17 protein-coding genes and 1 pseudogene are annotated in these 21,451 nt (G+C 66.5%); 8 read left to right on the top strand and 10 right to left on the bottom strand.

Features of this window, described 5'->3' with window-relative positions:
• The 3 genes from E4L98_RS23050 to E4L98_RS23040 form a co-directional block, all read right to left on the bottom strand.
• Nucleotides 1–552: phosphorylase family protein (locus E4L98_RS23050; RefSeq protein ID WP_135203877.1), on the bottom strand; the 552-nt coding region annotated here is incomplete at its 3' end.
• On the bottom strand, nt 540–2,528 hold the full coding sequence (gene shc / locus E4L98_RS23045; RefSeq protein ID WP_135203876.1) for a squalene--hopene cyclase: 1,989 nt from the start codon (nt 2,526–2,528) through the stop codon (nt 540–542). The genes E4L98_RS23050 and shc, both read right to left, overlap by 13 nt.
• Before the next feature lie 119 nt (nt 2,529–2,647).
• On the bottom strand, nt 2,648–3,595 hold the full coding sequence (locus tag E4L98_RS23040) for a sensor domain-containing diguanylate cyclase (RefSeq protein ID WP_135203875.1): 948 nt from the start codon (nt 3,593–3,595) through the stop codon (nt 2,648–2,650).
• 129 nt (nt 3,596–3,724) lie between these two features.
• Between E4L98_RS23040 and E4L98_RS23035 the strand changes: the two genes are divergently transcribed.
• Nucleotides 3,725–4,633, top strand: coding sequence for a bestrophin family protein (locus E4L98_RS23035; protein WP_135203874.1), 909 nt, complete (start codon nt 3,725–3,727; stop codon nt 4,631–4,633).
• A gap of 3 nt (nt 4,634–4,636) precedes the next feature.
• Here E4L98_RS23035 and E4L98_RS23030 read toward each other — a convergent pair whose 3' ends face one another.
• A complete protein-coding gene (locus E4L98_RS23030) occupies nt 4,637–6,352 on the bottom strand; it encodes a thiamine pyrophosphate-dependent enzyme (RefSeq protein WP_135203873.1) in 1,716 nt (571 codons plus the stop codon).
• Between the two features lie 63 nt (nt 6,353–6,415).
• Nucleotides 6,416–7,312 carry a LysR family transcriptional regulator gene (locus E4L98_RS23025; RefSeq protein WP_135203872.1) on the bottom strand — a complete coding sequence of 299 codons (897 nt, stop codon included), beginning with the start codon at nt 7,310–7,312 and terminating at the stop codon, nt 6,416–6,418.
• 102 nt (nt 7,313–7,414) lie between these two features.
• Here E4L98_RS23025 and metE point away from each other — a divergent pair, with 102 nt between their 5' ends.
• Nucleotides 7,415–9,703 carry a 5-methyltetrahydropteroyltriglutamate--homocysteine S-methyltransferase gene (gene metE / locus E4L98_RS23020; RefSeq protein ID WP_135203871.1) on the top strand — a complete coding sequence of 763 codons (2,289 nt, stop codon included), beginning with the start codon at nt 7,415–7,417 and terminating at the stop codon, nt 9,701–9,703.
• On the opposite strand, the gene E4L98_RS23015 is transcribed toward metE, so the two are convergent.
• Entirely contained in the window at nt 9,700–10,905 is a 1,206-nt protein-coding gene (locus E4L98_RS23015; protein ID WP_135203870.1) for a DUF2252 family protein, read from the bottom strand. The genes metE and E4L98_RS23015 overlap by 4 nt on opposite strands.
• Before the next feature lie 209 nt (nt 10,906–11,114).
• On the opposite strand from E4L98_RS23015, the gene E4L98_RS23010 reads away from it, so the two are divergent.
• Together E4L98_RS23010 and E4L98_RS23005 are read left to right on the top strand one after the other, a co-directional pair.
• Nucleotides 11,115–13,502 carry a glycoside hydrolase family 95 protein gene (locus E4L98_RS23010; protein WP_205746816.1) on the top strand — a complete coding sequence of 796 codons (2,388 nt, stop codon included), beginning with the start codon at nt 11,115–11,117 and terminating at the stop codon, nt 13,500–13,502.
• Between the two features lie 81 nt (nt 13,503–13,583).
• Complete coding sequence (locus E4L98_RS23005; RefSeq protein WP_135203869.1) at nt 13,584–14,141, top strand: hypothetical protein; 558 nt, start codon at nt 13,584–13,586, stop codon at nt 14,139–14,141.
• 86 nt (nt 14,142–14,227) lie between these two features.
• On the opposite strand, the gene E4L98_RS23000 is transcribed toward E4L98_RS23005, so the two are convergent.
• Complete coding sequence (locus tag E4L98_RS23000) at nt 14,228–15,526, bottom strand: family 1 glycosylhydrolase (RefSeq protein ID WP_135203868.1); 1,299 nt, start codon at nt 15,524–15,526, stop codon at nt 14,228–14,230.
• A 107-nt stretch (nt 15,527–15,633) separates the two neighbouring features.
• Here E4L98_RS23000 and E4L98_RS22995 point away from each other — a divergent pair, with 107 nt between their 5' ends.
• The 3 genes and pseudogenes from E4L98_RS22995 to E4L98_RS22985 all read left to right on the top strand — a co-directional run bounded on the left by E4L98_RS22995 (nt 15,634) and on the right by E4L98_RS22985 (nt 18,427).
• Complete coding sequence (locus E4L98_RS22995) at nt 15,634–16,578, top strand: AEC family transporter (RefSeq protein ID WP_135203867.1); 945 nt, start codon at nt 15,634–15,636, stop codon at nt 16,576–16,578.
• 462 nt (nt 16,579–17,040) lie between these two features.
• Nucleotides 17,041–17,259: pseudogene (locus E4L98_RS31335) on the top strand (FxDxF family PEP-CTERM protein); the annotation flags it as partial.
• Nucleotides 17,260–17,437: 178 nt separating this feature from the next.
• Nucleotides 17,438–18,427 (top strand): alpha/beta fold hydrolase, encoded by a 990-nt coding sequence (locus E4L98_RS22985; RefSeq protein ID WP_135203865.1) that lies wholly within the window; start codon nt 17,438–17,440, stop codon nt 18,425–18,427.
• Between the two features lie 21 nt (nt 18,428–18,448).
• Here the strand turns inward: E4L98_RS22985 and E4L98_RS22980 are convergent, their stop codons facing one another.
• Nucleotides 18,449–18,670 carry a hypothetical protein gene (locus tag E4L98_RS22980; RefSeq protein WP_135203864.1) on the bottom strand — a complete coding sequence of 74 codons (222 nt, stop codon included), beginning with the start codon at nt 18,668–18,670 and terminating at the stop codon, nt 18,449–18,451.
• Nucleotides 18,667–19,230 carry a hemerythrin domain-containing protein gene (locus E4L98_RS22975; protein WP_135203863.1) on the bottom strand — a complete coding sequence of 188 codons (564 nt, stop codon included), beginning with the start codon at nt 19,228–19,230 and terminating at the stop codon, nt 18,667–18,669. The genes E4L98_RS22980 and E4L98_RS22975 overlap by 4 nt, the downstream gene beginning before the upstream one ends.
• A gap of 166 nt (nt 19,231–19,396) precedes the next feature.
• Between E4L98_RS22975 and E4L98_RS22970 the strand changes: the two genes are divergently transcribed.
• Entirely contained in the window at nt 19,397–20,554 is a 1,158-nt protein-coding gene (locus E4L98_RS22970; protein WP_135203862.1) for an alginate lyase family protein, read from the top strand.
• 6 nt (nt 20,555–20,560) lie between these two features.
• On the opposite strand, the gene E4L98_RS22965 is transcribed toward E4L98_RS22970, so the two are convergent.
• Complete coding sequence (locus E4L98_RS22965) at nt 20,561–21,445, bottom strand: alpha/beta fold hydrolase (RefSeq protein WP_135203878.1); 885 nt, start codon at nt 21,443–21,445, stop codon at nt 20,561–20,563.
• Nucleotides 21,446–21,451 lie beyond the last annotated feature (6 nt).

Raw genomic sequence — 21,451 nt, 5'->3', positions numbered from 1 at the left:
GCCGAAGGCCGCCAGCGCGGCGGGCGGCACCGCCTGTTGTGCCGGGTCGAGCACCACGCGGCACACCGCGTACGGCACCCCGGCCCGCTGCGCCGCACGCGCGCCGATATGCGATTCCATGTCGACTGCCAGCGCGCCGGTGGCGCGGTACAGCGCCTGTTTGTCCGCGACCGTCGCGGCGGGTGCATCCACCCCCGCGACAATGCCGGCAAAGATGCCGGCCAGCGCGCCGGCGCCGGCGCTGTTGCGATCCTGCGCCTGGTGCAACGCCTGCAGCAGCGCGTCGCACCAGGCGCTGTCGGTGGCCATCAGGGCCTGGCCGTCGGCCACGGCGCGGACGACGATCAGGGCGCCGGGCGTCAGATCGGGCGCCAGGCCGCCGGCCATGCCGAAACTGATCAGGCCCGCGCAGGGCTGCGCCAGGCGTTGATCCAGCGCCCGCTCCAGCGCGTCGCCGCGCAGACCGTGCAGCGCCTCGTCACCGGTCGCGATCTTCGCTTCGAAGGCCATGCCGGTCAGGACCACGACCGGCGCGCCGCTCACATACCCCACTGGATGGCTGCCGCGCCGTCGCGGCGCATATTGCAGTAGCGCGCCAGCGCCCACATCAGGAAATACTGCGAGTAGCCGTGATAGCGCAGGTAAAACACGCGCGGGAAGCCGACCGCCGTGAAGTGTTCCTCGATCCAGCCGCCATCGTCCTGCTGCGTGTCGACGATGTAGGCGATGCCGCGCGTGACGGCGTCGCTGCCGCTGTCGCCGGCCGCCATCAGGGCCAGCAGCGCCCACGCGGTCTGCGACGGCGTACTCGGCGCCGGCATGTGGCCGTTGTAGTCGATGCGGTAGCTGTCGCCATCCTCGCCCCAGCCGCCGTCGGCGTTCTGGATGCTGCGCAGCCATTCGACCGCGCGCCGCACCGCCAGATGGTCGTTGCCCAGCCCCGCCGCGGTGAGCGCGCACAGCGCGGTCCAGGTGCCGTAGATGTAGTTGGTACCCCAGCGGCCGAACCAGCTGCCGTTGGTCTCCTGCTCGCGCAGCAGGTAGTCCAGTGCCTGCTGCGCGGCCGCGCTGGTGACACCGCCCTCCAGCTGCGCCAGCAGCGACAGGCAGCGCGCCGAGACGTCCGCCGTGGGCGGGTCGAGCAGGGCGCCATGGTCGGCGAACGGGATGTTGTTCAGATAGTGATAGGTATTGTCGGCCTCGAAGGCGCCCCAGCCGCCGTTGGCGCACTGCATGCCGACCACCCATTCGCGCGCACGCTCCACCGCTTCGCCGAGCGGCAGCAGGCTGGCATCGGCCGAGGGCAGGTTGTCGTCTTCGGCGCGGCGGTAACGGTCCAGCGCCATCGCCACCACGGCGGTGTCGTCGACGTCGGGGTAATACGCATTTTCGTACTGGAAGGCCCAGCCGCCGGGACGCAGGTTGGGCCGGCGCACGGCCCAGTCGCCGCGCAGGTCCAGCACCTGCAGGCGGCGCAGCCAGTTCAGGCCGCGCGCGGCGGCGGCGGTCGCGCGCTGGCCGCCGGCTTCCAGCATCGCATGGCAGGCCAGCGCCGTGTCCCACACCGGCGATACGCAGGGCTGGCAATACGCTTCCTCCTCGCCGACCACCAGCAGCTTTTCGATCGATTCGCGCGCCAGGCGCGCATCGGGATCGCTGGCCGGCACGCCCAGCGCGTTGAACATCAGTACCGCGTTGACCATGGCCGGGAAGATCGCCCCCAGGCCATGCTCGCCGTTGACGCGCTCGCGCACGAAGCGTTCTGCCTGCGCCAGCGCGCGGCCGCGCAGCCAGCGTGGCACGAACATTTCGCCCACGCGCAACATGCAGTCCAGGCCCATGAACACGGTGTACAGCAGCAGATTCTGGTGCGGCGCGCACGGCGGCAGGCCGTGGGTGTGAGGCGGCTGTTTGAACAGCTCGGGAATGCGCACGCCGAGCGGATTGATGGCCTGCGGGCGGATGCTGTTCAGCACCAGCAGCGGCACCATCACGGTGCGCGACCAGTACGAGACCTTGGTCACGTGGAAGGGCGCCCACATCGGCAGCAGCATCAGCTCCACCGGCATCATCGGCACGCAGCGCCAGGGCAGGATGCCGTACAGGGCCAGCAGGGTGCGGGTGAAGACGTTGCAGTTCTCGGCGCCGCCCAGCGCCAGGATGCGCGCGCGGGCGCGCTGCATGTGCTCGGCGTCGGGCGGGTCGCCCAGCATGCGCAGCGCGAAATACGCCTTGACGCTGGCGCTGACGTCGGCCTCGCCGTGGGCGAACAGCGGCCAGCCGCCGTCGGCGCCCTGGACCCGGCGCAGATACCGGCCCAGACGCGCCTCCAGCTGTGGATTGGGCGCCTCGCCCAGGTAATGCACCATCAGCACGTATTCGGCGGTAATGGTGGAATCGGCTTCCAGCTCGTACAGCCAGTGGCCGTCGTCGCGCTGGTGCGCCAGGATGGCGTTCACAGCCTGCTCAAGCGCGGCCTCGGCGCCACGCGCTTCCGGTTGGGGTTGAAGTTGGGTTTGTGGCGCCATGTTCACCTGAATCAAAGCGTTGATCGATGAGGCTTGCTGAGTAAATTATAACAATCTGACAAAGCGCTGCAACACTTGCATCAACGTCTGCGCCAAAAGGCAGAACTTCCGGGGTGCCGTCAGGGTTCTGCCGCGCAGACCTGGTCGCGGCCGGCGGACTTGGCGTGGTACAGGCGGCGGTCGACGCGGTCCAGGAACACGTGGGCGTCGTCATCGGCGCCGGGCACGATGGTGCCGACGCCCATGCTGATGGTGACCAGCCGGCCCACGCCCGAGCGCGCATGCGGGATTTCCTTCTGCGCCAGCAGCTTGCGGCAGCGCTCGGCCACGTTGCGCGCGGCGGCTTCATCCGTGGCCGGCAGCAGCAGCACGAATTCCTCGCCGCCCAGCCGCGCGCACAGGTCGCGCGAGCGCGAGGCGCCGGCGTCCAGCGCCTGGGCCACGCGGCGCAGGCAATCGTCGCCCTGCAGGTGGCCGTAGTGGTCGTTGTAGTGCTTGAAGTAATCGATGTCGATCACCACCAGCGACAGCGGCTCGCCGGTGGCGCGCGCCTTGGCCCATTCGACCGGATACAGCGTGTCGAACATGCGGCGGTTGGCGACGTTGGTCAGGCTGTCGCGGTAGGACAGCACTTCCAGTTCGCGCTGCAGCTGCACGATCTTGTCCTCGGCCTGCTTGCGCTCGGTGATGTCGAACATGAAGCCGACCAGCGAATCGACGCTGCCGTCCGCGCGCCGCACCACGTGCACCACGTCGCGGATCCAGACATAGTCGCCATCGCTGGTGAGCGCGCGGTAGTCGGCCTCGTGGTCGACACCGTTCTGCGATTGCGAGATGCAGAAGTCGACGGTTTTCTGGCGGTCTTCCTCGTGGATGCGCTCGGCCCAGTCGTTGGCGCTCAGCCAGCTCGATTGTTTCCAGCCGAGCAAATCCTCGATCTGCGGGCCGATGTAGCTGAAGCGCATGGTGGCCCAGTCGATGCGCCAGGGAATGGCGCGAGTGGATTCAAGCAAAGTGCGGTAGACGCCGGGATCGGTGGCGTCGGAATTCAGGTGGTCGGGAGTCATAAAGCGGAAATCGGGCCGGACCGGCCGGGCAAAATTCCTCTAGTTTAACTTTTTTTTGGCCGGGGCCGCCACATCCGCCCATCTGGCGCTTACTATATGGATTGAATTCTTATCGCACAGATACTCGCCATGATCGTCCGACCGATGCAGAGCTGGTTCCGGATGCTGTTTATCTGGAATGGCTCCGTGCTGCAATCCATCATCCCCCAGCTAGTGCTGCTGGGGTTGCTTAGTACCCTGGCGGTGTTCACGCACGGCCGCCTGTTCGGCGAGAAAATTCCGCTGAGCCCGGCTTCGTTCACCCTGTTCGGGCTGACGCTGGCGGTGTTCCTGGTGTTCCGCAATAACGCCAGCTATGCCCGCTTCACCGAGGCGCGCGCCAGCTGGGGCAGCGCGCTGATCGCGTCGCGCGCGCTGACCTCGCAGATGCTCAGTTATGCGCCGGCCGATGCCGCCCGCCGCGACATCGCGCAGGAACTGATTGCGTTCGCCTATGCGCTCAAGCACCAGCTGCGCGGCAGCGACGCCACCGCCGATCTGAGCCGGCTTCTGGGGGCGCGGCGCGCCGCCGCGCTGAGCGCCAAGGCTTATACCCCGGTGTATCTGCTGAACGACATCCGCAAGAAGCTGGCGCAGGCGCTGCCGGGCACGGAACCGGGAACCACGCGCTGGCTGGTGGATGCACAGATCAATGAACTGGAAAAATGCGTGGGCGCCTGCGAACGGATCCAGACCACGCCGATCCCGTTCGCCTACAGCGTGCTGCTGCACCGCTCGGTGTACGCGTATTGTTTGTTCCTGCCGTTCGGGCTGGTCGATTCGTCCGAATACCTGACCCCGGTGCTGTGCATCTTCATCTCGTACACGCTGATCGCGCTGGAGGCGATCGCCAACCAGGTGGCCGATCCGTTCGGCCTGGCGCCCAACGCGCTGGCGCTGGACGCCATCACCCGCACCATCGAACGCTCGGTGCTGGAACTGTGCGACGAAGCCATTCCGGACGAACTGGCGCCGGCGCGTGCCTGGCAGCTGACCTGAGCGCTATCCGGCCAGGTTGTCCTTGATCAGGTCGACCACATCGGCGCCGCGCCCGCTCAGCACCGCCTTGGCCGAGTACAGCGCCGTGCCCAGCACCTGCTTGACTTCCACATGCGGCGGCATCACCAGCTCGAAACGGTCGGTGGTCACGTCCAGCAGCGCCGGGCCGGGATGGGCCAGCCACGCCTGTACCGCCTCTTCGAGCTGATCGGCCGATTCGACGCGCTGGCCGTAAATACCCAGCGCCTGCGCCACGCGCGCGAAATCGGGATTTTTCAGGTCGGTGTAAGCGTCCAGCAGCCCCTCGACCTTCTGTTCCAGTTCGACGAAGCCCAGCGAGCCGTTGTTGTAGACCGCCACCTTGATGGCGATGTTTTCCTGCACCGCCGTGATCAGGTCGCCCAGCAGCATGGCCAGGCCGCCGTCGCCGGACAGCGAAATCACCTGCCGCTGCGGGAACGCCTTCCTGGCGCCCAGCGCCTGCGGCATGGCGTTGGCCATGGTGCCGTGGGTCAGGCTGACCAGCGTGCGGCGGCGGCCGTTGGCCCGCGTGTGGCGCAGCACCCAGACCATGGGCGAGCCGCCGTCGGCGGTGAAGATGGCGTCGTCGTCGGCGTACCGGTCGATCAGCGCGGTCAGATATTGCGGCCGGATGGTGCCGCCGTCGCCGGGCGTGGCGCGCTCGTTCAGGTGGGCGACCGCCTTGCGGTGCCGGTCGGTGCAGTGATCGAGGAAGCTGGCGTCATCGCGCTGCGCGATCAGCGGCAGCAGCGCGGCCAGCGTGGCATCGATGTCGCCCACGGCGCCGAATTCGATGGGGTGGCGCCGGCCCAGGTGGGTGGCGTCGATGTCGATCTGCACGATGTGCGCGTGCGCCGGATAGAACTGGCGCCAGGCGAAATCGCAGCCGAGCAGCAGCAGGGTGTCGCATTCGCTGACCGCGTGGTAGCCGGATTCGACGCCGAAGATGCCGGTCATGCCGACGTTGTACGGGTTATCGTATTCGACGAAATCCTTGGCGCGCGAGGTGTGGGCCACAGGCGCCTGCAGCCGCGCCGCCAGCGCCATCAGGTTGGCGTGCGCATGCTGGCAGCCGGAGCCGGCGTAGATGGCGATCTTCTTGCCGTGGTTGAGGATCTCGGCGATGCTGGCCAGTTCCTGGCCCGAGGGCCGGGTCTGCGGCGAGGGCAGGTGCACGGCAAACGGCGGCTCGTCTTCCGCGTCCTGTCTGGACACGTCGACCGGCACGATGATCACCGCCACGCCGCCCTTGTTCAGGGCCGCCTGCGCCGCCATGGCCGTGACGCGGCGCGCCTGGGCCGCAGTGCGGATCTCCTGGCAGAACACGCTGCACTGCTGGTAGATCGGCTGGTAATCGACCTCCTGCGGGAAGTCGAAGCCCAGTTCGTCGCGCGTGATCTGGCTGGCGATCAGCACCACCGGCGCGCGGTTGCGGTGCGCCTCGAACAGGCCATTGACGAAGTGCAGGCTGCCCGGCCCGCAGGAGCCGGCGCACAGGGTCAGGCGGTCGGCCAGCAGCGCCTCGGCACCGGCCGCGAAGCCGCCGGCTTCCTCGTGGCGCACGTGCGCCCATTCGATCTCGCTGCGCCGGATGGCGTCGGTGATGTAATTCAGCGTGTCGCCGGGCACGCCCCAGCAATGCCGGGCGCCTGCCTGCTGTAAGGTTTCAACGATAACTTCCGCGACGGTTTTGGCCATGATCGGTTTCCTCTGTTGATAGCAAACAGAGCTTGCGGCAAACCGCGGTGTGCGTATGTTCGTTCACGCACCATAGCTTTCCGTCTCGCGCGCAAACGCGATAAACGATTTTAAATAATCGGTGTCGTAGTCGGCGTCGCGTGCGCCGAGGTAGATGTGTTTCTGGATGCCGGCCGCGCCCAGGCGCAGGGTGCGCAGTTGCAGCTGCGGCGCGTAGTCGGTGACCAGCCATTTGGGCAGCGCCGTCACGCCGCGGCCGCTGGCCACCATCTGCAGCATGATGTCGGTGGTTTCGATGGTCTTGTGCTTGCGCGGCGACACGTTGGCCGGCAGCAGGAACATGTTGTAGATGTCCAGCCGTTCGACCGGCACCGGGTAGGTGATCAGCGTTTCCTCGCTCAGCTGCGCCGGTTCGACCTGCGTCTGGCCGGCCCACGGGTGGTCCTTGTGCACCACCAGCACCTGCTCGTAATCGAACACCGGCTCGAAACGCAGGCCCGGCTTGAGCAGCGGGTCGGGCGTCACCAGCAGGTCGATTTCGAAGCCGAACAGGGCGCCGATGCCGCCGAACTGGAATTTCTGCTTGACGTCGACGTCCACCAGCGGCCAGGCGGCCAGGTAGCGCGAGACGATCTTCAGCAGCCACTGATAGCAGGGATGACACTCCATGCCGATGCGCAGCGTACCGCGCTCGCCCTGAGCGTACTGGCGCAGGCGTTCCTCGGCCAGTTCCAGCTGCGGCAGCATGCGCTGCGCCACCGCCAGCAGGTATTGGCCGGCCTGCGTCAGCCGCAGGTTGCGGCCTTCGCGCAGCCAGAGGTCGGTGCCCAGCTGCTGTTCCAGTTTCTTCATGCTGTGGCTCAGGGCCGACTGGGTGACATGCAGCACTTCGGCGGCCGCCGTCAGCGAGCCCTGTTTTTCGACCTCGAGCAGGGTGGCGAGATGGATGCGCTCCAGCATAATCGATGAATTTCACTCATGGATGTGTGAGAAAAGACCATTTTACTTCATTGGTTGCGATCTTTAACATCCTGTCATTGATTTTTGATTCAGGAGCGAACCATGACCACCGTCCACAATCTCGGCTTTCCCCGCATCGGCGCCCGGCGCGAACTCAAATTCGCGCTGGAGGCGTACTGGAAGGGCGAGTCCTCGCGCGACGCGCTGAAGGCGACCGGTGCGGCATTGCGCCAGCGTCATTGGCAGCAGCAGAGCGGCCTGGATCTGGTGCCGGTCGGCGACTTCTCGTTTTACGACCAGGTGCTGGACACCAGCGTCATGGTCGGCAATCTGCCCCAGCGCGTGCGCGGCTTTCAGGGCGACCCGCTGGATAACTACTTCCGCGTGGCGCGCGGCCGGTCGGTGCAGTCCGACGCGGAGCACACCGCCTGCTGCGGCGTCGCGGCCGGCGAGATGACCAAGTGGTTCGACACCAATTACCACTACATCGTGCCCGAATTCAGCGCCGACAGCGCCTTCACGCTGGACGCCTCGCGCCTGCTGGAGCAGTTGGCGGAGGCGCGCGCGCAGGGCGTGCAAGCCAAGCCGGTGATCGTCGGCCCGGTCACCTATCTGGCCATCGGCAAGGCCAAGGACAGTTCGGACAAGCTGGCGCTGCTGCCGGCCTTGCTGGCGGTGTACTCGCAGCTGCTGGACACGCTGGCCGAGCAGGGCGTGGAATGGGTGCAGATCGATGAACCCATCCTGGTCACGGAGCTGGACACCGACTGGCAGCACGCCTTCAACCTGGCGTACCATCAGTTGAAGGCGTGCCGTATCAAGATCCTGATCGCCACCTATTTCGGCCAGCTGCAGGAAAACCTCTATCTGGCGGCCAATCTGCCGGTGGCCGGCCTGCACCTGGACGCCATCAACGGCCATGACGACATCCGCCCGCTGCTGAATCTCCTGCCCGACCATAAGGTGCTGTCGCTGGGCGTGATCAATGGCCGCAATATCTGGAAGACGGACCTGAGCCGCGTGCTCGACTGGCTCGAGCCGCTGGCCGAACGGCTGGGCGAGCGCCTGTGGATCGCGCCATCATGCTCGCTGCTGCACGTGCCGGTGGATCTCGACAGCGAACAGCGGCTGGATGCGGAGATCAGATCGTGGCTGGCCTTCGCGCTGCAAAAGCTGGACGAACTACGGCTGCTGGCGCGGGCGCTGCGCGATGGCCGCGATGCCGTCAAGGCGGAACTGGCGGCCAATGCGGCCGATCTGGCGGCACGCCGCGCGTCGCCGCGCGTACATGATCCGGCCGTGCGGGAGGCGGTGGCGGCGATCGACGCCAACCTCGGACGGCGCCACAGCGCCTATCCGCAGCGCGCCGACGAACAGGCCGCGCTGCTGCAATTGCCGGCCTATCCGACCACCACCATCGGCTCGTTCCCGCAGACCGGCGAGATCCGCCAGGCGCGCAGCGCCTACAGGGCCGGCACGCTGGACGATGCCGGCTACCGCAGCGCGATGCGGGCCGAAATCGCCCGCAGCGTGCGCGAGCAGGAAGCCCTGGGGCTGGATGTGCTGGTGCACGGCGAGGCGGAGCGCAACGACATGGTCGAATACTTCGGTGAGCAGCTGGAAGGCTATGCCTTCAGCCAGTTCGGCTGGGTGCAGTCCTACGGTTCGCGCTGCGTCAAACCGCCCATCCTGTTCGGCGATATCCGCCGGCCGCGGGCAATGACGGTGGAGTGGATACGCTACGCGCAGTCGCTGACCGTCAAGCCGATGAAGGGCATGCTGACCGGTCCGGTCACGATGCTGAACTGGTCCTTCGTGCGCGACGACCAGCCGCGCGCGGTCTCGTGCCGTCAGCTGGCGCTGGCCATCCGCGCCGAAGTGCTGGACCTGGAGCAGGCCGGCGTGCGCGTGATCCAGATCGACGAGGCGGCGCTGCGCGAGGGTCTGCCGCTGCGCAGGGCCGAATGGCGCGCGTATCTGGACTGGGCGGTGGACGCGTTCCGCATCGCCGCCAACGGCGTGCGCGACCGCACCCAGATCCACACCCACATGTGCTATTCGGAGTTCAACGACATCATGGAGACGATCGCCGCCATGGACGCCGACGTGATCACCATCGAGACTTCGCGCTCGGACATGGAGCTGCTGGATGCCTTTGACGACTTCAATTATCCGAACCAGATCGGGCCGGGCGTGTACGACATCCACTCGCCCAACATCCCGACGCGGGAGCACATCGTACAGCTGATGCGCAAGGCGGCCGAACGCATTCCGCCGCAGCGCCTGTGGGTCAATCCCGATTGCGGCCTGAAGACCCGCCAGTGGGCGGAAGTGCTGCCGGCGCTGCGCAACATGGTGGCCGCCGCGCACACGCTGCGCCAGGCCGCTTAATCGGCCAGCGCAAACTTGCGGCAGTGTTCGAGGTAGCCCGCTTCGTGGCTGGCGACCAGCTGCACCACGCTGTTCCACAGCCAGTCGGGCGTGGTGTGGCCCTTGCCGGGTTGCGCCATCAGCGCCTGCAGCCAGTCGGCGCGCGCGCCGGGGTCCATTTGCGAGGCGTGCGCGCGGCCGACCACGTAGGCCAGATGACTGGCCGTGCGTACCGCGTCATCGATGCCCAGCTGCTCGATTTCCAGCTTCAGATCCTGCGGCATCAGCTGCCGCAGGAACACGCCACGCTCCATGAAGCGGCGCGCCACCATGCGCTGGCCCAGCGACGGCGACAGGTGACTGGCACCTTCCACCACGCGCTTGGCGTTATCGCGCGGCATGCTGATGCGCGGGTAGCGCGGGCTGGTGGCCGCCACCGCTTCCTTGATGTCGATCAGCCGGCGCACGCCATTGAAGTCCACCAGCACCGCATAGCGCAGCAGTCCCAGTGAGCTGCAGCCCTTGACCCAGTAGGCCGCATCCAGTACCTTGGCGCGCGCCGGCGCGTCGCCGTTGGCGGCGCCGGCGATGCGTTCCAGGATGGCGGGATCGGCCAGCAGCTGGTCGATGGCCGCCCGCTCGGCGTCGCTCAGCGGCCAGAAGTTCTTGCCCAGCGGGATGGTCTCGTCGAGGTCGACGGCGCGCTCGCGCGCCAGCATTTTCCACGAGCGCCGCTGGGCGTTGCGCAGCGCCTGTTTGACCACGGCCGGCTTGGCGACCAGGCCTTCATGGCCGGGGAAGAAGGCGCGCTGATAGCCCAGCAGCATGTGCTGCAGCATGTGCGCCGTCACCACGCCCGGCAGCGAGGAGCCGCGCGCGGCGGTCGCCAGCGACAGGCCGAGCCGGATCAGATCATGCGTCGGGTTGCCGATGGTGGCCTGGTCGAAATCGCGCAATTCCAGATGCACCTTGCCGGCGGCGTCGGCCACCGGCCCCAGGTTGCCGACGTGGCAGTCGCCGCAGATCCAGATCGCCGGACCGCGCGGCAGCCGCTGGCCGGGCAGCGAGTGCAGCCAGTCGTAGTATTGCGCGGTGTTGCCGCGCACGTAGGCATGCGGCGAGCGCGCCATTTTGGCGTCGCGGCGGCGCAGCAGCAGGGCGCGCCGCTCGTCGGGGGCGGGCAGGCTGGCGCGGGTGGCGAGTTGGTGCAGGGCTTGGTCCATGTCGCCATTCTGCAGCGAAGCGTGCCGGCGGACTGTGCGCATCCCCACCATGGGGCGCGGTCGCCGGCGGCTGCAAAATATTCCCGGCCGGCTGGTTGATTTCGCAATTGAGATGTCGGCGCGGTGCGCTCAGAATAGCGGGAATAATAATGCCGATACGAGACATGATGACGACGCGACGCAGTTTTATGGTGTCCATGGGACTGGCCATGGCATTTCCGGGACTGGCACAGGCCAGGGTACACGCCACCGCGCGCGGCGCGCGCGAGGATCTGTCGCTGTGGTACGACCAGGCGGCCGGGCCGTGGGTCGAGGCGCTGCCGGTCGGGAATGGCCGGCTCGGCGCCATGATCTTCGGCCGGGTGGCGCAGGAACGCATCCAGCTGAACGAGGACACGCTGTTCGCCGGCGGTCCGTACGATCCGAACAACCCGCATGCGCTGGCGGCGCTGCCGCGGATTCGCGCCCTGATCGATCAGGAGAAATATGCGCAGGCGGCGGAGCTGATTGCATCGTCCATGATCGGCGTGCCGCAAACCCAGATGCCGTACGGCGCGGCCGGCGACCTGCTGCTCGATTTCGACGGCATGTCCGGCGCCGCCGATTACCGCCGCTGGCTCGATCTCGACACGGCCATCGCCGGCACCCGCTTCAGCATCGGCAAGACACGCTATCGCCGCGAGGTATTCGCCAGTGTGCCGGAGCAGGTGATCGCCATCCGGCTGACCGCCAGCGGCGGCCTGCTGAATTTCGATGCCGGCTACCGCCATCCGGACAAGGCCAGTTACGGCGGGACCGACTACGCCGGCGACGAGAGCGCCACCAGCGCCGCATCGGTGCCGTGGGATTACCGCGAAACGCTGCGCGAGCAGCAGCGCCCGGCCGGACTGGCGTTGCATGACGACGCCGACAATGCGCTGCTGATCGAAGGCCGCAACATCGCCGAGGCCGGCATCGCGGCGGCGCTGCGCTACGCGGTACGCGTCAAAGTCGTCGGCGACGGCCGCATCGCGCTGCGCGACGGCCGCATCGAAGTGCGCGGCGCCACGGCGGTCACGCTGCTGGTGGCGGCTGCCACCAGCTACATCAGCTTCGCCGATGTCGGCGGGGATCCGGTGGCGACGGTGCGCCGGCAGACCGATGCCGCGGCGGCCCGGCCATACGCGCGGCTGCGCGAGGCGCACGTGCGCGCGCACCAGACCTTGTTCCGCCGGTTGTCGCTGCGTATCGGTCCGGACGCGGCCGACACGCGCCCGACCGACCGGCGTATCGCGCTGGCCGGAAAACAGCCCGATCCCGCGTTGGCGGCGCTGTACGTGCAGTATGGCCGCTACCTGCTGCTGTCGTCGTCGCGGCCGGGCAGTCAGCCGGCCAATCTGCAAGGCTTGTGGAACGAAGGCACCAATCCGCCCTGGGGCGGCAAGTACACCATCAACATCAACACCCAGATGAATTACTGGCCGGCGCAGGCGGCCAATCTGGGCGAATGCGTGGAGCCGCTGTTGCGCATGGTCGAGGATCTGGCGCTCACCGGCGCCGTCACCGCGCGCCAGGGCTACGGCGCGCGCGGCTGGGTGGCGCACCACAACACCGATCTGTGGCGCGCCACCGCGCCGATCGACGGCCCGCTGTGGGGCATGTGGCCGTGCGGCGGCGCGTGGCTGTGCCAGGCGCTGTGGGATCACTACGACTATCAGCGCGACGAGGCCTGGCTGCGCCGCATCTACCCGCTGCTGAAAGGCGCCTCGCTGTTCTTCATCGACGCGCTGGTCGAGGATCCGCGCGGCAGAGGATGGGTGACGTCGCCGTCGATATCGCCGGAAAACCAGCACCACGAGGGCGTGGCCACCTGCGCCGGCCCGGCCATGGACCGCCAGATCATCCGCGACCTGTTCGGCTGGACCCAGCAGGCGCACGCCTTGCTCCAGGACGGCGATGCCGGGTTTGCCGCCGAGCTGCGGGCCAAACGCGCACGGCTGCCGGCGGACCGCATCGGCGCCCAGGGCCAGCTGCAGGAGTGGCTGGAGGACTGGGATGCCGGCGCGCCCGAGCAGCGCCACCGTCACGTGTCGCACCTGTACGGCGTCTACCCCAGCGAACAAATCAATGTACGCGACACGCCGGAGCTGATTGCCGCCGCCAAGGTCACGCTCAACACGCGCGGCGACAAATCCACCGGCTGGGCCACCGCCTGGCGGCTGGCCTTGTGGGCGCGCATGGGCGAGGGCGAGCGCGCATACGGCATCCTGCAAGGCTTGCTCGGCCCGGAGCGCACCTATCCGAACATGTTCGACGCCCATCCACCGTTCCAGATCGACGGCAATTTCGGCGGCGCCGCCGCCATCCTGGAAATGCTGGTGCAGTCATGGGGCGGCGAAATCCGCCTGCTGGCGGCCCTGCCGCGCGCCTGGCCGGACGGCGCCCTGCACGGCGTGCGCGTGCGCGGCGGCGCCGAGCTCAATCTGGAATGGTCGCAGGGACGGCTGCGGCAGTTGCAGTTGCGCGGCACACCGGGGCAGAAGTTCACGGTGCGCCATGGCGGCGGCCGGCACGAGATCGTGCTGGATACCCGCGGTCGCGCAACGCTGCGCGGCTGACCGCCGCACAACGTGCGGGCGCGCACATTGCAGCGGCGGCGGGCGATGCACCATAGGGTCTGAACCTTCACCGCCATCGACATGAACATCGCCTGCATAGGTTGGGGCTCGCTGCTCTGGAAGCCCGGCCCGTTGATATTCGCCACCCCCTGGCAGCCGGGCGGTCCGGAGCTGCCCCTGGAGTTTACGCGCAACAGCGAAGACAGCGACGAGCTGGCGCTGGTGATCACCGAAAGCGCGCCGCTGATGCCGACTTACTGGGCCTTGATGACCACCTCGTATCTCGACGATGCGCGCGAACAGCTGCGCCAGCGCGAGAGGATCGCGCTGGACCATCCCGAATGGATAGGCACGGCGCTGGCGTCCAACCAGGTCGCGAGCGACTTGCGGGTCACCACCTGGCTGGCGCGGCAAGCGTTCGATGCCGTCATCTGGACCGCGCTGCCGCCGCGTTTTCACCAGCAGGACGGCCGCGCGCCGGACGAGGGCGAAGCGCTGGCGCTGCTGTCCGCGCTGCAGGGCGAGGCGCGCAGAAAAGCAGAAGAATACATTCGCAATATCCCGTCTGAAATCATGACGCCGTACCGTCAAAGGATCATCGAAGCACTGCACTGGCCGCCGTTCGCCGACACCCGTTAAATCCGGGGTCAGTTCTGCCAATCGCACACGGGCTCAAGCATTACATGCTTGAGCCCGTGTGCGATTGGCAGAACTGACCCCGGATTTTAATCGGTATTTTTTGGGGCGGTGACGGTGCTGGACAGGTGCGGCGTGGGGGCGATGCCGCAGGCCTGCGCCAGGTCGACGTCGCGCGGCGACAGCACCGGCACCTGCAGGCAGACGCTTTGCGTCGGCAGCACCTGCGACCAGTTCCGGATCAGTTCGCGATACGCGGCGCCAACCGGCCGGATGTTGCGGTCGAGGTCGTAGAGGCCGAGCGCGTTGACCACGCCCTGGTCTTCGCGCAGCGCCGAGTCCCAGTCGACCTGATCGGTCAGCGAATACCAGGTGAAGCCGACAATCGGCACGCCGCTGTTGCGCACGCTGAGCACATTGGCCCATTCCTTGCGCAGCCAGCGCACCGCGTCCTCGCCGCCGGCGCCCTGGCAGAGATTGGTCTCGGTGTGCATCACCGGCAGCCGGTAGCGTTCATAGTATTGCTGGGTGATCACCGCGTAGCCGAAGATCTCGCCACAGGCGCTGGTGTTGCCGTCCTGCGCCACGTGGTGTTCGTTGGTCTGGTAGTAATCGTTGCCCATGATGCAGTGCTGCTTGAGATTGTTGTGCATGAAGAACGCGTATTCCTCGCGCGTCATGCCATTGTCCATCAGGTATTCGTACATCACCGAGTCGACCCGGCGGCCATAGTTGAGGTCGAGCGACAGGAAGCGGCGCGCGTTCAGGGTTTCGGCCGGGCCGATGGCGGCCGGGTTGACGGCGTGAAAGTATTCGCTGGACTCGCTTTGCACGAACAGTGCCTGCGGCTGCACCTGCAGGATGGCGCGCATGGCCAGCACATTGGCCTTGACCAGGTGTTTGAGCGCGTTGACGAACGCGCGGTCGTCGCGCAGTTGCTCGTTCCACCAGCCGTACAGCGCCGAGAACAGGGCACAGATCGACATTTCGTTGACCGGCGTGTACAGCTGCAGCCACGGATAGCGCTGCGCGAACGCGCGCGCATAATCGGCGAACAGCGGGGCGAAGTCGGGATTCTGAAAATCGCCGAGCCAGTCGGGCAAGCCGAAATGGCAGAGGTCGACGATGGCGACCATGTCGCGCCGGTGCAGGTCGTTGAAGGTGGCGTCGGCGAAGTCCCAGTCGTAACGGCCGGGCCCGCGCCAGGTGGTATGCAGCGGCGGCCCGTAGCGCAGCGCCTTGATGCCGAGATCCTGCACCAGATCGAAGTCGGTCTGCCACTGCTGATAGTGGCGGCACTTGGCCATTTCGTCGACGCGCGTGCGGCCGTGGTTGATGGTCGGGATGCTGTTCTCGATCCCGGTGGCAAACAGAAATCCGTGCGACATGGCTGCTCCCTGAGGCAAGAGCGTATGGTAACCAGGGCGCCGGATCGGCGGCGTCCGGCTGGATGCTAGAATAGGGCGCTTTTTTTCGCCTCCCCGCCACCGATTCCATGCTCGACATTCTTGCCATCACCAGCCCCATTTATTTCGTTGTCCTGGCCGGCTATCTGGCCACGCGCGCTCGGCTGTTCGAGCGCATGGACATGCGGGTGTTCGGCAAGTTCGTGTTCAACCTGGCGCTGCCGGCGCTGATCTTCAACGCGCTGGCGCAGCGGCATATCAGCGACGTGCTGCATCCCGGCTATCTGCTGGCCTACCTGGGCGGTTCGCTGCTGTCGATGAGCGCCGGCTATCTGGGCGGTCGCCTGCTCGGCGGCTGGAGCCATACGCGCAGCACCTTTCTCGGCATGGGCATGTCGTGTTCGAACAGCAGCTTCATCGGCTTCCCCATCCTGCTGCTGATGGTGGCGCCGGTGGCCGGCGTGGCGCTGGCGCTGAATGTGCTGGTGGAAAATCTGGTGATGCTGCCGCTGTTGCTGGCAATGGCGGAAAGCGGCCAGGGCAAGAGCGGACCGTGGCATCAGGTGCTGCGTCAATCTGTGCGGCAGCTGCTGCGCAATCCGCTGGTGATCGCGGTGACGGCCGGGTTGGCGGTCAGCCTGGCGCAGCTGCGCCTGCCGGAACCGGTGACGCGCACCGTGCAGCTGTTCTCGCAGGCCAGCGGCGGCCTGTCGCTGTTCGTGATCGGCGGCACGCTGGTGGGGCTGCCGCTGAGCAGCGGCTGGCCGCGCGTGCTGCCGGTGGTGCTGGGCAAGCTGCTCGGCCATCCGCTGGCGGTGCTGCTGATCATCGCGCTGCTGCCGCTGCTGGCGGTGACACCGATGACACCGCAACTGCGCGCCGCCGCGCTGCTGATGGCGGCCATGCCGATGCTGAGCATCTATCCGATTCTGGGCCAGGCTTACGGCGAGGCCGACCGCAGCGCCACGGCCTTGCTGGTCTGCATGGTGTTGTCCTTCTTCACGCTGAGCGGCTGGATGTGGCTGGTCCGCTGAAGCGCGCCCCGCGATGAAGCGCGGCGGCGTTGTCTTGTCAAGCGAGCCGCTTTGATTTGAAACAGAGCCGTAAGCCTTCGATGCCTCAATCTGAATGACGGAAGCGCCGCTTCCTTGGCCCGCATGTGCGGCCAACCATCAGCTCAGCAAGGGGATATCGACATGAAACATCCTGTCATGAAGCAACGTTTACTCGCCGCGGTATTCTGCGCCCTGGCATCGTCCGCCGCCGTTGCCGCCGACCAGACCGTGCACATCACCACCACACCGGTGCTGGATTCCGACAACCACTTCATCGGCGTCACCACTCCGGGAGATGGTATCCTGTCAGGCGGCCTCGACGTTATCGATCTGGTTGGCCTGTCGCCAGGCATCTACGACGTCAGGATCACGGTCAGCGGGCAGAATCTGATCTTTGATCCGGTACTGTCCAGCCTGAACGGCATCACCGGCATTGTAGTCAATACCAGCAAGGCCTCGTTCGCCTACATCGGCGCCATCGGCACCAACCCCTTCAAGCTGAATCTGTTCGGCTCGACCACAGCCGGTGCCACCTACAGCGGCGAGGTGACGGTGATGGCAGTGCCGGAGCCGGCTACCTACGGCATGCTGGGCGCCGGCCTGGCCCTGCTTGGACTGCTGATCCGGCGTAAAGCAGGGCGGTCGCGCGGCGAAACATAAGCCGTTCGCCGGCGCATGCGCAAGACCGGCCACGCGCGGCGAGTCCGCGGGTGGCTGGTCCCGTGGATGATTTGTTACGCTTGGCGAAATGATCAATTGAGACGCAGGTGATTTTTCCCTGAGGGCGGAATGCCTAGAATGGGTTCGTCTAATGACAGACCAATTCAAGGAGAACATCATGCAACAATCCGCCCTCGCCGTCCGCATCGCCACCGCGTTTGCCCTGACCCTGGCCATGCACGCCGTGCAGGCCGCGCCTGCCGCCCCCAAAGCCGCGGCGAATGTCGCCAGCACCGCTGCCGTCAGCTACAACACCGTCAAGGTCGATGGCGTGAACGTGTTTTACCGGGAAGCCGGACCGAAAGACGCGCCGACGCTGCTGCTGCTGCACGGTTTTCCTACCTCGTCGCAGATGTTCCGCAACCTGATCCCGCTGCTGGCCGACCGCTACCATGTGATCGCGCCCGACTATCCCGGCTATGGCCAAAGCGATATGCCGCCGATGGATAAATTCGAATACAGTTTCGATAACCTGGCGCGCGTGATCGACAAGTTCACCGAGACCGTGGGCATCAGCAAATACGCCTTGTACGTGCAGGACTACGGTGCGCCGATCGGCTACCGCCTGGCCGCGGCGCACCCGGAGCGGGTGAGCGCCATCGTGGTCCAGAACGGCAACGCCTACAATGAAGGCATCGACAATGAATTCTGGGTGCCGGCCAAGGCTTACTGGGCCAACAAGACCGAGGCCAATGGCGCCAAACTGCGTCCGCTGTTCGAGCTGCCGGCCACCAAGTGGCAGTACAGCGAAGGCGTGCGCGATATCCGCCACATCAGCCCCGACGCGGCGACGATCGATCAGGCGTATATGGACCGTCCGGGCAACAAGGACATCCAGCTGGAGATGTTCTACAGCTACGGCAGCAATCCCGGCCACTATCCGGAATGGCAAGCCTACTTCCGCAAATACCAGCCGCCGATGCTGATCGTCTGGGGCCAGAACGACAAGATCTTCCCGCCGGCCGGCGCCCATCCCTATCTGCGCGACCTGCCGAAGGCCGAGCTGCACCTGCTGAACACCGGCCACTTCGCGCTGGAAGAGGACAGCGCGCAGATCGGCTCGCTGATGCGCAGCTTCCTGGGCCGCACGCTGAAAACCGCGAAGTGACAAGGTGCGGCGCGCGCCGGTTCAGCGCCGCGGGCGCTTGGGCTTGCGCGGCTCGGGCGCCGACACCGGCGGCGCGGCGCCGAACAGCGCTTCCACCATCGGGTCGCGCCGCACGATGACCTTTTTGCGCACGCGCGAGGGATAGGCGGTATCGTCGGCCAGACGGTGGATCTTGTTGCCGTCGCGGTTGATGGTGGTGCTCATGGTGGGGCCGTCGTAATCGTCTTGTAGGCAGAGTTTCATGCGGTGGGTGCTCCTGCGCTCGCCGCGGCCGGATGCGGGTGGGCGCGCCGCAGGTGTGTCGGCTGCTGCGGGAATTGCCCGTATTGCGCCGCCGGCGCGGCCAGGCCGTCCGGGGCGCCGGCATGGTCCAGCTGCCGCATGGCGGCGATCACGTCGTCGGCCTGCTGGCGCAGCACGAAGTCGGCCTGCGGGTAGAGCATGCCTTCTTCCTTCAGGTTGTGCTGGCGCAGCAGCAAACGCAGCAGGTCGGCCTGATCGAAGAAAGATTCGATGTCGCGGGCGCCGATGGCGTCCCGCATCTGTGCGAGCATGGCGCGCATCTGGCGGTGTTCGGCGCGCATCACCACAGTGGGGCCGTAGCCATTGCCCAGCGCGTGGTCGAGGCGTGGGAACAGCACGCGCTCCTCCTTGTCGAGGTGGCGCTCGAACCTGGCCAGAAAGTCGGCGAACGCCTGGCCGGCGGCCGTCCAGTCGCGCAGGATGAGGTCCGATTCCACCCTGGCGTACAGCGCATCGCAGTGGCGATGATCGTGATCGAGATATGTGGCGATCTTGTGCATCTTCTTGGTCCTTGATTGAAACTGGCCACATTGTCCCATCGGGTTAAGCGCCAATTCTTTGATTCACATCAAGGAATTCAGGCTTGACGACGCGATAAAGTGCGTCTGTAGCGCATGCTAAACTTGCCGGATCATGGTCGCAGGGGAGTTTCGCATGGTTTTCTGGATGTTACGCCGTCAAGCTGTCTGGTTTTTGCTGTCCGGCTGTCTGTTCGCCGCAGCCTGGGCGCAAGCCGCTCTGGATCTCGCCGCCATCGAGCGGGGACGCATACTGTCCGCCGCCGATCGGGATCTGCGCGAACAGCCGGTCACCATCACCGCCTCGCACAGCCCGCGCAGCAGCGGCGGGCTGCATGATTTTTATTCCGAGGGCGATTACTGGTGGCCCGATCCCGCCCATCCCGGCGGCCCGTACATCCAGCGCGACGGCCTGTCCAATCCGGACAATTTCAACGATCACCGGCGCGCCCTGATGCGCTTCAGCGTGCAGGTGCCGGCCTTGGTGGCGGCGTGGAAGATCAGCGGCCAGCAGCGCTACGCCGATCACGCGCTGGAACATCTGCGTGCCTGGTTTATCGATGACGCCACCAAAATGAATCCAAACCTGCAATACGCCCAGGCGATCTACGGCCGCAGCACCGGACGTGGTATCGGGATCATCGACACCATCCACCTGGTCGAAGTGGCGCGCGCGGTGGAGGTGCTGGAAGCCGGCCACGCGATCCCGCCGGCCGACGTGGCGCGCATACGGCAATGGTTCGGCAGCTATCTGCAATGGCTCACCACCAGCAAGAACGGCGCCGACGAGCGCGAGGCGCTCAATAACCACGGCACCTGCTGGCTGATGCAGGTGGCCGCGTTTGCACACCTGACCGGCAATCAGCCGCTGGTGGCGTATAGCCGCGAGCGTTACAAGACGGTCCTGCTGCGCAATCAGGTCGCGGCCGACGGCAGCTTCCCGCTGGAGCTGAAGCGCACCAAGCCTTACGGCTACGCGCTGTTCAACCTGGAGGCGATGTCCGCGCTGTGCGAAATCCTGTCGACGCCATCGGACAATTTGTGGACCTACACCACGCCGGACGGCAAGGGCATGCGCCAGGCCATGGCGTACATGGCGCCGTACATCGCGGACAAAAAGCGCTGGCCGCTGCCGCCGGACGTCATGTACGACGGCGAATGGCCGATGCGCCAGAGCAGCCTGCTGTTCGCCGGCCGCGCGCTGGGCAGGCCGGAATACATCGCCCTGTGGAAGACGCTGCCGGCCGACTCGCAGGTGGATGAAGTGATACGCAATTTCTTCATCCGCCAGCCGGTGCTGTGGTAACGGCGATCAGGACTTGGCGAAGGCCAGGAAGTCCTTGTGGAACTGCTCCTTGTGGGTTTCGTGCAGGCCGTGCGGCGCGCCCGGGTAGGTCACCAGCTTGGCGTTCTTGACGATCTTGGCGGCGGCGCGGCCGGCCGCGTCGATCGGTACCACCTGGTCGTCTTCGCCGTGCACGATCAGGGTCGGCTTGTCGAACTTCTTCAGGTCTTCGCGGAAGTCGGTGGCGGAGAAGGCGGCGATCGAATCGTAGGTATTCTTGTGGCCGCCCTGCATGCCCTGGTTGTAGAACGCCAGGATCAGACCCTGCGACGGCTTTGCGCCCGGACGGTTGTAGTTGTAGAACGGTCCGGAAGCAAAGTCCAGGTACAGCTGGCCGCGGTTGGCGACGGACGCCGAGCGGATGCCGTCGAAGACTTCGATCGGCAGGCCGCCGGGGTTGGTGTCGGTCTTCAGCATCAGCGGGGTGACGGCGGAGACCAGGGCCAGTTTGGCGACGCGTTTGGTGCCGTGACGGCCGACATAGCGCGCCACTTCGCCGCCGCCGGTGGAGAAGCCGGCCAGGATGATGTTGTTCAGGTCCAGCGCTTCGATCAGCTGGGCCAGGTCGTCGGCGTAGTGGTCCATGTCGTTGCCGTCCCATGGCTGGCTGGAACGCCCGTGGCCGCGGCGGTCGTGGAACACCACGCGGAAGCCGTTGCTGGCCAGGTGGAAGGCGGCCGATTCCCAGCTGTCCGCGTTCAACGGCCAGCCGTGGCACAGCACCACCGGCTGGCCGCTGCGCGGACCCCAGTCCTTGTAGTAGATCTCGACGTTGTCGCGGGTGGTGAGGATGCTGGCGGTCTTGTGGACCTTGCCGGCGGCCGCCGGCGCGGCGGAGGCGGCGGCCGGCATGGCGGC

Origin of the sequence: Duganella callida (assembly GCF_004614165.1) — a bacterium.
Taxonomy (GTDB): domain Bacteria; phylum Pseudomonadota; class Gammaproteobacteria; order Burkholderiales; family Burkholderiaceae_D; genus Rugamonas; species Rugamonas callida.
This window is presented reverse-complemented; position numbering and strand designations above follow the sequence as displayed.

Coding starts and splice junctions, on each gene's coding strand:
- E4L98_RS23005 (WP_135203869.1), top strand. CDS start 13,584: ATGAACATCGCCTGCATAGGTTGGGGCTCGCTGCTCTGGAAGCCCGGC.
- E4L98_RS23030 (WP_135203873.1), bottom strand. CDS start 6,352: ATGGCCAAAACCGTCGCGGAAGTTATCGTTGAAACCTTACAGCAGGCA.
- E4L98_RS23040 (WP_135203875.1), bottom strand. CDS start 3,595: ATGACTCCCGACCACCTGAATTCCGACGCCACCGATCCCGGCGTCTAC.
- metE (WP_135203871.1), top strand. CDS start 7,415: ATGACCACCGTCCACAATCTCGGCTTTCCCCGCATCGGCGCCCGGCGC.
- E4L98_RS23025 (WP_135203872.1), bottom strand. CDS start 7,312: ATGCTGGAGCGCATCCATCTCGCCACCCTGCTCGAGGTCGAAAAACAG.
- shc (WP_135203876.1), bottom strand. CDS start 2,528: ATGGCGCCACAAACCCAACTTCAACCCCAACCGGAAGCGCGTGGCGCC.
- E4L98_RS23010 (WP_205746816.1), top strand. CDS start 11,115: ATGGCATTTCCGGGACTGGCACAGGCCAGGGTACACGCCACCGCGCGC.
- E4L98_RS22995 (WP_135203867.1), top strand. CDS start 15,634: ATGCTCGACATTCTTGCCATCACCAGCCCCATTTATTTCGTTGTCCTG.
- E4L98_RS22980 (WP_135203864.1), bottom strand. CDS start 18,670: ATGAAACTCTGCCTACAAGACGATTACGACGGCCCCACCATGAGCACC.
- E4L98_RS23035 (WP_135203874.1), top strand. CDS start 3,725: ATGATCGTCCGACCGATGCAGAGCTGGTTCCGGATGCTGTTTATCTGG.
- E4L98_RS22965 (WP_135203878.1), bottom strand. CDS start 21,445: ATGCCGGCCGCCGCCTCCGCCGCGCCGGCGGCCGCCGGCAAGGTCCAC.
- E4L98_RS22970 (WP_135203862.1), top strand. CDS start 19,397: ATGTTACGCCGTCAAGCTGTCTGGTTTTTGCTGTCCGGCTGTCTGTTC.
- E4L98_RS23015 (WP_135203870.1), bottom strand. CDS start 10,905: ATGGACCAAGCCCTGCACCAACTCGCCACCCGCGCCAGCCTGCCCGCC.
- E4L98_RS23000 (WP_135203868.1), bottom strand. CDS start 15,526: ATGTCGCACGGATTTCTGTTTGCCACCGGGATCGAGAACAGCATCCCG.
- E4L98_RS22985 (WP_135203865.1), top strand. CDS start 17,438: ATGCAACAATCCGCCCTCGCCGTCCGCATCGCCACCGCGTTTGCCCTG.
- E4L98_RS22975 (WP_135203863.1), bottom strand. CDS start 19,230: ATGCACAAGATCGCCACATATCTCGATCACGATCATCGCCACTGCGAT.